Source organism: Ruegeria sp. YTSC002 (assembly GCF_059609845.1).
Map to the genome: position 1 here is coordinate 232580 of NZ_JBXWML010000004.1, position 12614 is coordinate 245193.

Consider the following 12614-nt stretch of genomic DNA (forward strand, 5'->3'; position numbering starts at 1 on the left):
CGTCTACCTGTACCCGTGGCCCGCAAATTCAGGATAGCGGGAAAAAACGCATCTTTGCAGATGTATAGCGCGCATCCCTGCCTGCGGCTTTGTTACGGGCCCCGGAATTGCATTGCAAGTGGACGAGCCCGCCGGTTCAGTGACTGGCAACTGCAAAACTCCGCAGACGGCCACGACGCCGCAGACAGCGATCCCGCAGCGTGCCTCTGCCTTGAAACCGTCATTCGGATTGCCTTCGCGCGCCAGACATCTATAGCTGGTGTTCACTGCTGCCGAAGTCATTTGGCGGCAAGGTTGCGGCATCTCGAGTAGATCATGACAGGTAATCTCAAAGACCAAAGGGCGCATGGCCTTGATGCTCTGCGCGGTATCGCAGCGGCTGCGGTCGTGTTTGTACACGCAGTGCTCATTCATCCACTTGGAGTCGATTACACAGACTGGGGCGTCGACTATTTTTCGATGGGGGTGCCGCTGTTTTTCATAATCAGCGCGATGTCCATGTCGCTGGCTTATCCAAATGGAGTTTCCATTGATCGAAGCTGGGCCTATGCCTTGCGCAGGTTTTTTCGAATTGCCCCGCTCTTTTACCTGATGCTTTTCGCCTGGCTGTATATAGGTGTCCAAGCCGAAACGGGTACGATCATCAGGAATATGACATTTCTGTTCGGGTTTGTCCCCAGTGAACAAACCAGTCTTGTTCCGGCGGGTTGGTCAATCGGCGTCGAAGTCATCTTCTATCTTCTGTTCCCCTTCCTTTGGATTTGGCGGAATATTTGGTCAGCGATAATTCTCTTCTTGCTCGCCTGCTTGGGATGGGCGTCTGTAAACTTGTCTGGTCAGGGCGAAGTTCCCGATTACTACTATTGGACCAGCTTTTTCACGAACGCCCCGTATTTTGCGTTGGGCCTGATCGTCTGGTGCTTCTACCGTTTGACACCGACTTCGCACGCGGGCCTTCTTGGCTATGCCACCCTCGTCGCGGGTCTGGCCGGGTTGGTTTTCATGTTTCTGTTCGGGCCGATCCCTGATGAGGCACAGAAACTGTACAAGCCGGTCCCGCTCGAGTTTGTATTGGGCTGGGGCGTTGCCTCTGCAAGTCTCGTGCTATCGCAAGCGCTTCGACCTGTCTCTGCACTGTACAACTCTGCAACGCGTTTTCTGGGAAAGATCAGTTACAGCCTGTATCTGATGCATCCGTTTTTGATCTATAAGACACATCTGACCAGATGGGCCGCAACGCTTACGGGCAACCCGGATCTTGTGGTGCCCGTGGTCTGCGCAGTTACCCTTGCCGTGGCAGTACCCATTGCAACTGTTATCTATTATGCCGTCGAAGTTCCGTTCATGCGTCTGGCCCGCCGGATAACCAAACCAGAACTGAGAGATACAGTGTCACAACGACTGGCGTCGTGACGGCAGAGCGCGCCCACCGACACAATGCGGATCTATAGTACCAGGGGAATAATCTCGCCTCGATTGCGGGCGATCTCGGTAATGTCAAAAACACCGCTTTGCAGTTCAGCCTCGCCCCGAACAATCATAGCTGAGTGATTTTTCACGATGACTTCGCGAACGATATCTGGCCGGCAGGCGCAGGACATGACGCACTGAAGCACCAGGTTCGCCAGCGCCTTTTTCCCGTCGAAATAGTCGGAGTTGTAATGTTCGTCCATCGTGGACCATTGCCAGTCTTCAATGACGAAGACGCCCCCTTCAGACATGCGCGGAAAAACGAGGTTGAACGACAACAAGGTTTCCAAATACTGGTGCGAAGCGTCATCTATGACGAGGTCAATCTTCTCGTTGCCGAACTCTGCATCCAGCAATTCCCCGAACCGATTGACGTCAGCCTGACTTACCCCCTTGTAAAGACGCACGTTGTCCTGTCGAGAATGCCTTTCGATATAGGCGTCAAGGTGAGGCAGTTCGCGCGTCGAATACTCAACAGCAACCAGTTTGTCAGGTCGAAAAACACGATCGAGGAGCACGACGCTCCCGCCCTGCCATACTCCGATATCGACGATATTGCGAACATCTATCCTCGAGGTGCAATCCAGTTCGGCCTCGATCATTTCGCGGGTTTTCACCAGCAGAAACTCGCTATCGTTCGATGTGATTTCGTGGTATTCCGCGATGTCGACCGTGGCGAAAAAATTGACACCGTCAACGGTACATCTGTTCCGCTCCGACCAGACTACCGGTTGAATTATCTTCTTTTTTGAACCGCCCGAAACCGAGCGCAAGACAGTCGAGACAATTTCCGTAAATCTGCTCACCACTATGCCCTTACCTGATGGCTTGCGTGCTTCATCTCCTGAAAGGCACGGGTTTACAAGCTTCCTTTACATCAAACGCAGAAAGAAGCGCGAGGCAGGCGTTGCACGGCCCCGAAAATGGGCTGGGCCAGAGCATAATCGCCGAAATCGCTGCAAGCTTTCATGTATTGCCCAGCGTTGAAAAAGATATGTTTCATTCTGCACGCCGAAGCTGAATAAAACCGCATGCCTGAGTTGAACAGGGCACATTTTGCCGAAAATGTGACTCTGATTAGCCATGCCCCCAGGCCATTTCCCGCGATTCTTGTTGAATCTTTACAGTAGAAAGGCCAGAACCAGCCCGACATCTATGCAAGGTTTTTTTCTATGCTCGCGGAACTTCGGGAACAATATCTGACCACGGTTGCCCGTGCCCTGGATGGCACGATCTATGAAGACCCACCAATTCTGTTTGGAGACACCAAACCGGATTACAACTCCAAAAACCGTGAATACGGCTGGGATTGGCCGTCTGTTGCGTTCACTATGGTAGGCAGCAAGCGATTGGCCAATGTTCGCGCCATGGTGGAATCCGTCATTGGCAACCAGATTCCCGGCGATTTTGTCGAAACCGGAGTATGGCGTGGCGGTGCCAGCATCTTTGCGAAAGCGGTTCTTTTTACATATGGCCAGAATGACAGACGCGTCGTTCTGTGTGACTCTTTCCAGGGGCTGCCCGAGCCGAATGAAGAACTGTATCCTCACGACAAGGGGTCTGATTTTCACAAGTACGACGCTCTGGCCGTGTCAGCCGATTCTGTAAGGGCCAATTTTGAAAAGTTCGGGCTTCTGGACGATAATGTCGTGTTCATCGAGGGCTTCTTCAAAGACACCATGCCACTGGTGCCCAGCGAGCAGATTGCAGTGCTGCGTCTTGACGGCGACATGTATGAATCAACCATAGATCCTTTGCGGCACCTTTTCGGCAAAGTCTCGAAAGGCGGCTGGATCATCGTTGACGATTATCACGTGGTTCCCGCAGCCAAAGCTGCCGTTCATGACTATCTTGACGAAGTGGGTTATCAGCCACCCGCGATCAACGAAATCGATGGTGTGGGCGTCTATTTCCAAAAGGTCTAGAAAGGACCAGGCCTTGGGTTCAGGTCATGGGTCAGATTGCGCCCGCCACTTGCGGGCGCTGCCGACGTCGGCGCCCGTCACCTGAACACCTGAAACCTCACGCTCAGCAAGGCTGCGGCCTGTTCGTGTTTCAGAATGGCCGACCAAGCTGACACCCTTGGTGGGTGCTACCGGGGTAGAATCCTCAACATCCCGATGAGCGTCCAAAACATGGAACTGATTCAGGTTCTGAAAGCGGATCTTTCACGTGGAACCGCTGTCTTCGGCCACCCTTTCGGACATCGCACACTGGGCGCCACACCGGATGCAATCTTCGCACCCGCCCTCAACTTCATGTTCTTTCACTGAAATTTGGTGCGGTCGAGAAGACTCGAACTTCCACGGGAGTTACCCCACAGCGACCTCAACGCTGCGCGTCTACCAATTCCGCCACGACCGCACTGCCAATGACTTGGTAAAGCGGCGTATAGACGTTGGTGCGCGCGATGTGAAGAGGCAAAAACGCAGTGGTTTAAATTCCTTCACCACGGGCTTATCTCTGCCACTGGACAACACTCTATTGACCTGACAGGAGCCGCAGGTGCCCTCGCCCGATAACCGCCCGATCGTTCAGATCGATATCGTCTCGGATGTTGTGTGCCCCTGGTGCGTTGTCGGGTTTCGACAGCTTGACATGGCGTTGCAGCAACAGGATGTCCTTGCCCGGCTTCGCTGGCATCCGTTCGAGTTGAACCCGAACATGCCGCCCGAGGGCCAGAATCTGCGTGAACATATCATGGAGAAATACGGCACGACCGCTGAACAAAGCCAGCAGGCCCGGAACCGGCTTACCTCGATCGGGGCCAAGCTCGGCTTTGCCTTCAACTTCGACGATGACAGCAGAATGGTGAATACATTCGCGGCGCATCAGTTGCTGGATTGGGCTGAAGAGTTGGGTCGGCAGCATCCTCTGAAGCTGGCTCTGTTCGACGCGTATTTCACTCAGCAGAGGGATGTTTCCGATATGGATGTTCTGCTGGAAGTTGTTCGATCCATCGGGCTGGACGCGGATACGGCGCAACAAGCGCTTGAAAGCGGAAAACACATTGACCCGGTACGTGAAAAGCAGCAGTTCTGGACCAGCCGGGGCATTTCAGGCGTGCCATCCATGGTTTTTGGCGGGAAATACCTGCTGACCGGCGCGCAGGGTTCTGAAACCTATGCCCAGGTGCTGCAACGTTGCCTGTCCGAGGCCGCCTGACCCCTTTTCTTGACCGATCCAGACGGATATGAGACCGGCATGGAATGGAAAATCACCGATGGTCTGACCAGCTATGACGACGCCGTTGCCTTTATGGAGGCGCGCGTCGCCGCAATCGCAAATGGCGAAGCCGAGGAATGCGTCTGGCTGCTGGAACACCCGCCGCTTTATACGGCCGGCACTTCGGCCAAAATCGAGGATCTGACCGACCCCGATCGATTTCCGGTTTACGAAAGCAAACGCGGCGGCGAATACACCTATCACGGGCCCGGTCAACGTGTGGCCTATGTCATGCTGGATCTGAACAAACGCGGCCGCGACGTGCGTCAGTTTGTGAAGCAGCTTGAAACCTGGGTGATCTCGGCGCTGGCGGAATTCAATGTAAAAGGTGAGATTCGTGACGGGCGCGTGGGGGTTTGGGTTCGGCGTGATGACAAGCCGTTGACGGCGACCGGCAAACCGGCGGAAGACAAGATCGCCGCCATTGGTCTGCGCCTGCGCAAATGGGTCAGTTTTCACGGAATCTCGGTGAATGTCGAACCTGATCTGGAACATTTTTCCGGCATCGTCCCTTGTGGGATCAGCGAATACGGCGTGACCTCATTGGTCGATCTGGGGTTGCCGGTAACGATGGCAGACCTTGATGCCGCACTGGAAAAGACATTCGCAGACGTATTTGGCCCTGTGGCACCCTGATTCCATCTGCCGATCACTGCGCAGCGAATCGCTGCGCGCCACTGTTGCAAACAACAATCCCTGTGACCGGCTGGCTCTGTTTCCCATGCGTAAGGCAATTAACCCTGAATTCGGTGGATTTAGGGAAGTCTTTAAGCATTTTTTAACTCAGCTAGATACAAAGGCTCCGTTAACGAGTAATATGGAACTGCCAATCAAGAGTGAGTGGTATGTTAACCGGTGATCCAGGGCTCGCCCTCGAAATCCGAGAAGTGTTTGGTTACGAGTCTGCCGTTCCGACCCCAAATCGGAACGGCAATTCTCTTTGCGGCGCCGCTATTCTTCATGGTGCCCAAATCGGGACGAACCGACGCAGGCGCGGTCGGCCTGTTCCAGTTCGAGCGTCGCGTGGCCAACCCCGAAACGAACTTGCAGCGTTTGCCTGACACTGTCCCGAACCACTTCGGCATTCGACCAGGCGTTCGCATCGACGACCAGATGAGCCGTCAACGCGGGCTGCCGTTCCTGCATACTCCACAAATGCACGTGATGCACTTCGGCCACCCCTTCTGTTTCTTCGATAGCCGCCGCAACCTGCTCTGGTTCCAGGTCGGGCGGAGCGCCCAGCATCAGAACACGGATTGTCTCACCTATCTCTTCTTTGACATGCCACATGATGTAGATCGAGATCAGGATCGTCACCACCGGGTCCACCCATGTCCAGCCAAGCAGGATCACTGCGGTGCCCGCTACGATCACGGCGACTGATCCCAATGCGTCAGCAACATTATGGATGAATGCGGCCCGGATATTCATGCTCTCCTTGGCCAGAGCATACGTCAGCGCAGCGGTTACGAGATCGACCACCAATGCCAGCGCGGCGACCCAGACCATAATCCACCCGTTGATCGGCTCGGGTTCAAAAAACCGCATCACACCTTCGTAGAACAGATAAACCGACAGCACGATCAACGTGGTGTAATTGACCAGTGCGGCAACCACCTCGGCACGGCCATAGCCAAAACTCATCCGGGGATCTGCCGGACGGCGGGCGATCTTGCGGGCGACAAAGGCGATGATCAGCGCGACTGCGTCCGAAAAATTGTGCAATGCGTCGGCGATCAGGGCCAGAGAACCCGAAATGATGCCACCGATGACCTGAGCCACAGTCAGGAACATGTTCACCGCAATCGCCCAGGCGACGCGCGCATCACCTGCGTCCGGATCGATGTGGTTGTGCTTGTGACCATGCCCGGTGTGGGGATGCTGGTGTGCCATATCGTTTCATGTCCCTTGTTACGGCTTCCCAGAGCATGTAATTTCTCTAGTCACTAGAGGTTCAAGAGGTCGCAACGGAAAAATGTACTCGATCGGGGACTTATCGCACCGAACCGGAGTGAAAATTCCCACAATCCGGTTCTACGAAGACAAAGGCCTGTTGCCCAAGCCAGAGCGAACCGGAGGCAATCAACGCCGGTATGACGATGCCGCTTTAAAACGGCTGATCTTCATTCGCCATTGCCGTGATCTGGGATTGCCACTGGCCGACGTCGTGGGCTTGCTGTCCCTTGAGGGCGCATCTGGCAGCGATCTTAACCGGGCGCACGAAATTGCCGAAAAGCAACTGGCCGACCTCCGGGATCGTATTGCCCGCCTGCAAAACCTCGAGGCGGAACTGACCCGAATTTCAGCGGCCTGCGACGGGAAGCACGACCATGTCTGTGCCGTGCTGCACGCGTTTCAGGATCACGGCGAATGCATGGGGCCACATGGCGCCGAATGATCAGGCGAGTGCGGCGCTGATCTTTTTCGCGTGCTCTCCGATAAGGTCAAAATCCCCCATCTTGCCCGGCGGGCGCATGGAAACCCCTTCGTGGCGCGGCAGGACGTGAAAATGCAGGTGAAAGACTTCCTGCCCGCCTGCCGCCTCGTTGAATTGCTGAATCGTCAACCCGTCCGCGTCAAAGGCGGACTTGACCGCCCGGGCCATCTTCTGCACCGTTTTCACAACCGCCGTCAGTTGCTCGGGCGTAGCATCCAGTACGTTGCGGCACGGTGTTTTGGGGATCACCAACAGATGCCCGTCCGTGCGCGGCATGATATCCATGAAAGCCAGCGTTTCATCATCCTCGTACACGCGCGTGTACGGGATTTCTCCGCGCAGGATTTTCGCAAAGATATTGTCGGGGTCGTAATCAGCCATCTCAAACCTCTGGATTGCGGGTGTTGGCACAGTTCTGAGACGCGTGCGGGCAACGGTCAAGGCGGAACTCTGCCAGCGCCCGTGCCGCATCGACAGGCCGGGCTTGAATTCTCATCCGCCATGCCCAGATAACCCACGTTCAAGGCCGGAAAATCGTGCGGCACCCGCCTGCCCGCGACAATTAATCTTGATCCAGATCAAACTCGGCCATTGAAGGTGCCCTCGTCACATTCTAAAAACAGCAGGAATCCCGCGCGTTGGAGAGGTCCGACTGCGCGGTGCAGTTGCAACAGGAGGCACCTATAATGGCAGACGCAGCCATTCACGGTCACGACCATGAAGATCAGCGCAGCTTTTTCCAGCGCTGGTTCATGTCGACCAACCACAAGGACATCGGGATTCTGTACCTGGTCGTTTCGGCGCTGGCCGGTCTGATCTCGGTTCTGATGACCGTATACATGCGGCTCGAGCTGATGCACCCGGGCGTTCAGTACATGTGTCTGGAAGGCTTCATGGCCGACCCATGTACACCCAACGGGCATCTGTGGAACGTCATGATCACCTATCACGGTGTTCTGATGATGTTCTTCGTTGTCATCCCGGCCCTGTTCGGCGGATTTGGCAACTATTTCATGCCGTTGCAGATCGGCGCGCCGGATATGGCGTTTCCGCGGATGAACAACCTGTCCTTCTGGCTGTATGTCGCCGGCACCTCGCTGGGTGTCGCGTCGCTGCTGGCGCCTGGAGGCAACGACCAGGCCGGCTCGGGCGTGGGCTGGGTTCTGTATCCGCCGCTGTCGACGACCGAAGGCGGCATGTCCATGGATCTTGCGATCTTTGCCGTGCACGTATCGGGCGCCTCCTCGATCCTCGGCGCGATCAACATGATTACCACCTTCCTGAACATGCGTGCCCCGGGCATGACCCTGTTCAAGGTGCCGCTGTTCAGCTGGTCGATCTTCGTCACCTCGTGGCTGATTCTGCTGTCGCTGCCGGTTCTGGCGGGCGCGATCACCATGCTGCTGATGGACCGCAACTTCGGCTTCACCTTCTTTGATCCGGCCGGTGGCGGCGATCCGATCCTGTATCAGCACATCCTGTGGTTCTTCGGCCACCCGGAAGTGTATATCGTGATCCTGCCCGGATTCGGCATCATCAGCCATGTCATCGCCACCTTCTCGCGCAAGCCGATCTTCGGTTACCTGCCGATGGTCTGGGCGATCATCGCGATCGGCGTGCTGGGCTTTGTCGTGTGGGCGCACCACATGTACACCGTCGGCATGTCGCTGCGTCAGCAAGCCTACTTCATGCTGGCCACGATGGTCATCGCGGTTCCGACGGGGGTCAAGGTGTTCTCGTGGATCGCCACCATGTGGGGCGGCTCGATCGAGTTCAAGACACCGATGCTGTTCGCCTTCGGCTTCCTGTTCCTGTTCACCGTCGGCGGTGTGACCGGTGTGGTTCTGAGCCAGGCTGGCGTAGACCGCGCCTATCACGACACCTACTACGTGGTTGCGCACTTCCACTATGTGATGTCGCTTGGTGCTGTCTTTGCGATCTTCGCGGGCGTCTACTTCTACTTCAGCAAGATGACAGGTCGTCAGTATTCCGAGTTCTGGGGCAAGGTTCACTTCTGGATGTTCTTCATCGGCGCCAACCTGACCTTCTTCCCGCAGCACTTCCTGGGCCGTCAGGGCATGCCGCGTCGCTACATCGACTACCCCGAGGCATTTGCCCAGTGGAACTTTGTATCGTCGATTGGCGCGTTCATTTCGTTCGCCTCGTTCCTGCTGTTCTTCGGCATCGTGATCTACGCCCTGATGCGTGGCGCGAAAGAGACACGCCCGAACCCGTGGAACGAATACGCGGACACGCTGGAATGGACCCTGCCCTCGCCGCCGCCCGAGCACACGTTCGAGCAGCTGCCCAAGCAGGAAGACTGGGACAAAGGCCACGCCCACTGATCCCGATCTGATCCAAGGAAACCCCGCCCAAGTGGCGGGGTTTTTCGTTTTCACCTTTGCCGGTTCGCCAAGTGTACCAAAATCCGCTATGATACCCCCACAGAACAGTCGGAGGATCGGCAATGCCGGAAATCGACTTTTGGTATTCAATCGGCAGCACTTACAGCTTCCTTACCGTGATGCGTCTGGACGACTGGTGCGCTGAACATGACGCCACCGTGAATTGGCGGCCCTTCAATGTGCGCACGGTCATGTCAGCACAGCAGAATATCCCGTTTGCCGGAAAACCGGAAAAATCCGCATATATGTGGCGCGATATCGAAAGGCGCTGTGCCAAGTATCACATCCACGCCAGCCTGCCCGCACCCTATCCGATTTCCGATCTTGCCCTGGCCAATCAGGTCGCTCTGCTTGGTATGATGGATGGATGGGGCAAGTCATTTACCCAAAACCTTTACCGCATCTGGTTCGAGGATGGCGTCGAAGCGGGCAGCGAAAGCGCCCTGTCCGAAGCTCTGCTGCGGTGCCAGCAGGATCCCCGTCTGACACTGGCACGTGCGCGCAGCCCGGATATCGTCGCGGCACTGGAAGCTGAAACAGACATCGCAGTGAAACTGGGTGTTTTCGGCGCCCCCAGCTTCGTGGTGAGGCAAGAGGTGTTCTGGGGCGACGACCGTTTGGATGACGCCTTGTCGTGGGCGCGGGTGGGCCACGTGGTCTGATCAAAACCCGTCGACATGACGCGGCACTGCGATATGTTTCCGGTATGCCCTACAAATGGAATCAGACATCCGAAACCGTACACGAGCTGCGCCTCTGGCCGCATAACTCACTGCCGCGACGTGGGGCGATGATTGCCATCCTGTCCGTGTTTCTGTTCGGTTTGATCCCATTGTTGGCCGTGCTTGGGTCGGTCGTGTTGTGGGGTCTGTTACCGTTTCTGCTGTTGACGGTGCTTGGGCTTTGGCTGGCGATTCAGGCGAACTATCGCGCGCGCAGTACGTTTGAGGTTTTTACCTTGTCCGATTCACAAGCCCGCCTGGTGCATCACACCCCTGGCAAGGACCAACAGGAATGGTCGTGCAATCGCTATTGGGCTCGACCTGAAATGTACGAAAAAGGCGGCCCGGTTCCACATTACGTCACGCTCGTCGGAGACGGGCGTGAGGTGGAAATCGGGGCGTTTCTGTCGGAAGACGAGCGTATCACGCTCTACGACGACCTGGCCAGGAAACTGCGCGATCCTGTCGCGCAGTAGGTGTTTCAGCCTGATGTCTCAGCAATCGCCGTTTGATGCGGCACAGAGTTGGTCTTTGACCATGGGTCCGACCCTGCCGAAGTCCATCTGCCCGGTATAGCGGGTCTTCAGCTCGCCCATGACCTTGCCCATGTCCCGAATGGAACCGGCACCGGTTGAAGTGATCGCGGCCTGAATCGCCTTTGACACTTCTTCATCATCCAGCTGCTTGGGCAGAAACTCTTCGATGACGGCGACCTCCTGCATCTCGCGTTCGGCCAGGTCCAGGCGACCGCCCTCTTCATAGGCGCGCGCACTTTCCTTGCGTTGCTTGGTCATTTTGCCAAGAATTTCAAGCACCTCTGCATCACCGCAGCCCTTGACCTCTTCATTGTCCGAGGCGCGCGCGGCGATGTCGCGGTCCTTGATGGCCGCGTTGATCAACCGCAGTGTCGACAGACGCTCGGCTGCTTTGTCTTTCATAGCTTGCTTCAGGGCGGCATTCACCCGTGATCGCATATCCATTTGGCTTGTCCATCCCCATGACAACGGAACCCCGAACATATCTAAACAAAAAGCGTGATACAACCGGGGGCGATCAGGCTTAACCCATTGAAAAATAACGATAGCCCAAAAATTGAACAGACTTGACCCAGGCGCTTAACCCCCTTAGGTATGCGCCGGTTTACCTTGCAGGAGAGTCGCGCCATGGCCCAGAACGCCCCGTCCAAGCCCACCGCATGTCTGGCTTTGGCCGACGGAACGCTGTTTTACGGCCTCGGTTTCGGTGCAACCGGACAGACCGTGGCTGAACTCTGCTTCAACACAGCCATGACCGGATATCAGGAAATCATGACCGATCCATCCTATGCCGGGCAGATCGTCACCTTTACCTTCCCCCATATCGGCAATGTCGGCGTGAACCCGGAGGATGACGAAACCGGCGATCCGGTCGCCGCTGGCATGGTTGTCAAATGGGATCCGACCGAGCCGTCAAACTGGCGCTCGGCCGAGGAACTCAAGGGCTGGCTTGCCCGCCGTGGACGCATCGCCATCGGCGGCGTTGATACCCGCCGACTGACCCGCGCCATCCGCCAGCAGGGCGCGCCGCATGTGGCGCTGGCGCATGACCCGGAGGGCAATTTCGATATCGAAGCCTTGGTTGCTGCGGCCCGCGGTTTTGCCGGTCTAGAAGGTATGGACTTGGCCAGGGAAGTCACCTGTGCCCAAAGCTATCGCTGGGATGAAATGCGGTGGGCGTGGCCTGACGGGTACAAGCGACAAGAGGCCCCTGCCCATAAAGTCGTGGCTGTCGATTACGGCGCCAAGCGCAACATTCTGCGCTGTCTCGCCTCGGCTGGATGTGATGTAACCGTGTTGCCAGCGACGGCGACCGCTGCCGAAGTGCTGGCCCATCAGCCGGATGGCGTTTTCCTGTCGAACGGTCCCGGAGACCCGGCTGCAACGGGTGCCTATGCTGTGCCGATGATCAAGGAAATTCTGGACACAACCGATCTGCCCGTCTTTGGTATCTGCCTTGGCCACCAGATGCTGGCGCTGGCGTTGGGCGGTCAGACAGTCAAGATGAACCACGGTCACCACGGCGCGAACCACCCGGTCAAGGATCTGGAAACCGGCAAGGTCGAAATCACTTCGATGAATCACGGTTTTGCCGTGGACGCGCAGTCTTTGCCGGAAGGCGTGGTCGAGACACACAGATCGCTGTTTGACGGCTCGAACTGCGGTATCCGAATGACTGACAGACCTGTATACTCGGTACAATACCACCCCGAAGCGTCACCCGGACCCCAGGACAGTTTCTATCTGTTCGAGCGTTTCGCCGATGCGATGGAAAAGAAAAAAGAGCAGGCATAAACCCTTAAGTTACCAGAGTTAACGG

14 protein-coding genes and 1 tRNA gene are annotated in these 12614 nt (G+C 56.5%); 10 read left to right on the forward strand and 5 right to left on the reverse strand.

Annotated elements, in window-relative coordinates; all coding sequences use genetic code 11:
• The first annotated feature begins 315 nt into the window (after positions 1-315).
• Complete coding sequence (locus AC2FFD_RS10690) at positions 316-1413, forward strand: acyltransferase family protein (RefSeq protein ID WP_496873046.1); 1098 nt, start codon at positions 316-318, stop codon at positions 1411-1413.
• 32 nt (positions 1414-1445) lie between these two features.
• Here the strand turns inward: AC2FFD_RS10690 and AC2FFD_RS10695 are convergent, their stop codons facing one another.
• Positions 1446-2276 carry a class I SAM-dependent methyltransferase gene (locus AC2FFD_RS10695; RefSeq protein ID WP_480684579.1) on the reverse strand — a complete coding sequence of 277 codons (831 nt, stop codon included), beginning with the start codon at positions 2274-2276 and terminating at the stop codon, positions 1446-1448.
• A 366-nt stretch (positions 2277-2642) separates the two neighbouring features.
• Here AC2FFD_RS10695 and AC2FFD_RS10700 point away from each other — a divergent pair, with 366 nt between their 5' ends.
• Together AC2FFD_RS10700 and AC2FFD_RS10705 are read left to right on the forward strand one after the other, a co-directional pair.
• Positions 2643-3395 carry a TylF/MycF/NovP-related O-methyltransferase gene (locus AC2FFD_RS10700; RefSeq protein WP_257600501.1) on the forward strand — a complete coding sequence of 251 codons (753 nt, stop codon included), beginning with the start codon at positions 2643-2645 and terminating at the stop codon, positions 3393-3395.
• A 210-nt stretch (positions 3396-3605) separates the two neighbouring features.
• Positions 3606-3743 carry a hypothetical protein gene (locus tag AC2FFD_RS10705; RefSeq protein ID WP_170346627.1) on the forward strand — a complete coding sequence of 46 codons (138 nt, stop codon included), beginning with the start codon at positions 3606-3608 and terminating at the stop codon, positions 3741-3743.
• A 4-nt stretch (positions 3744-3747) separates the two neighbouring features.
• On the opposite strand, the gene AC2FFD_RS10710 is transcribed toward AC2FFD_RS10705, so the two are convergent.
• Positions 3748-3834 (reverse strand) — tRNA-Leu (locus tag AC2FFD_RS10710).
• Positions 3835-3975: 141 nt separating this feature from the next.
• Between AC2FFD_RS10710 and AC2FFD_RS10715 the strand changes: the two genes are divergently transcribed.
• Positions 3976-4635 carry a DsbA family oxidoreductase gene (locus AC2FFD_RS10715; RefSeq protein ID WP_170346626.1) on the forward strand — a complete coding sequence of 220 codons (660 nt, stop codon included), beginning with the start codon at positions 3976-3978 and terminating at the stop codon, positions 4633-4635.
• A gap of 39 nt (positions 4636-4674) precedes the next feature.
• Positions 4675-5331 carry a lipoyl(octanoyl) transferase LipB gene (lipB, locus tag AC2FFD_RS10720; protein WP_170346625.1) on the forward strand — a complete coding sequence of 219 codons (657 nt, stop codon included), beginning with the start codon at positions 4675-4677 and terminating at the stop codon, positions 5329-5331.
• Positions 5332-5646: 315 nt separating this feature from the next.
• Here lipB and AC2FFD_RS10725 read toward each other — a convergent pair whose 3' ends face one another.
• Positions 5647-6588 carry a cation diffusion facilitator family transporter gene (locus AC2FFD_RS10725; RefSeq protein WP_496873047.1) on the reverse strand — a complete coding sequence of 314 codons (942 nt, stop codon included), beginning with the start codon at positions 6586-6588 and terminating at the stop codon, positions 5647-5649.
• An 82-nt stretch (positions 6589-6670) separates the two neighbouring features.
• Between AC2FFD_RS10725 and AC2FFD_RS10730 the strand changes: the two genes are divergently transcribed.
• A complete protein-coding gene (locus AC2FFD_RS10730; RefSeq protein WP_496873048.1) occupies positions 6671-7093 on the forward strand; it encodes a MerR family transcriptional regulator in 423 nt (140 codons plus the stop codon).
• Here AC2FFD_RS10730 and AC2FFD_RS10735 read toward each other — a convergent pair whose 3' ends face one another.
• Positions 7094-7513 carry an HIT family protein gene (locus AC2FFD_RS10735; RefSeq protein ID WP_496873049.1) on the reverse strand — a complete coding sequence of 140 codons (420 nt, stop codon included), beginning with the start codon at positions 7511-7513 and terminating at the stop codon, positions 7094-7096.
• 305 nt (positions 7514-7818) lie between these two features.
• On the opposite strand from AC2FFD_RS10735, the gene ctaD reads away from it, so the two are divergent.
• From ctaD to AC2FFD_RS10750, 3 genes are all read left to right on the forward strand, one after another.
• Positions 7819-9477, forward strand: coding sequence for a cytochrome c oxidase subunit I (ctaD, locus tag AC2FFD_RS10740; RefSeq protein WP_257600497.1), 1659 nt, complete (start codon positions 7819-7821; stop codon positions 9475-9477).
• A 122-nt stretch (positions 9478-9599) separates the two neighbouring features.
• A complete protein-coding gene (locus tag AC2FFD_RS10745) occupies positions 9600-10199 on the forward strand; it encodes a 2-hydroxychromene-2-carboxylate isomerase (RefSeq protein ID WP_170346620.1) in 600 nt (199 codons plus the stop codon).
• A gap of 44 nt (positions 10200-10243) precedes the next feature.
• Positions 10244-10735 (forward strand): DUF2244 domain-containing protein, encoded by a 492-nt coding sequence (locus tag AC2FFD_RS10750; RefSeq protein ID WP_496873050.1) that lies wholly within the window; start codon positions 10244-10246, stop codon positions 10733-10735.
• Positions 10736-10753: 18 nt separating this feature from the next.
• Here AC2FFD_RS10750 and AC2FFD_RS10755 read toward each other — a convergent pair whose 3' ends face one another.
• The gene (locus AC2FFD_RS10755; RefSeq protein WP_170346618.1) at positions 10754-11239 is read right to left on the reverse strand and encodes a GatB/YqeY domain-containing protein; all 486 of its coding nucleotides are present in this window, start codon (positions 11237-11239) and stop codon (positions 10754-10756) included.
• A 183-nt stretch (positions 11240-11422) separates the two neighbouring features.
• On the opposite strand from AC2FFD_RS10755, the gene carA reads away from it, so the two are divergent.
• Positions 11423-12589: a glutamine-hydrolyzing carbamoyl-phosphate synthase small subunit gene (gene carA, locus AC2FFD_RS10760; RefSeq protein WP_257600496.1), complete on the forward strand. Its 1167-nt coding sequence runs from the start codon at positions 11423-11425 to the stop codon at positions 12587-12589.
• The last annotated feature ends 25 nt before the right edge of the window (positions 12590-12614 follow it).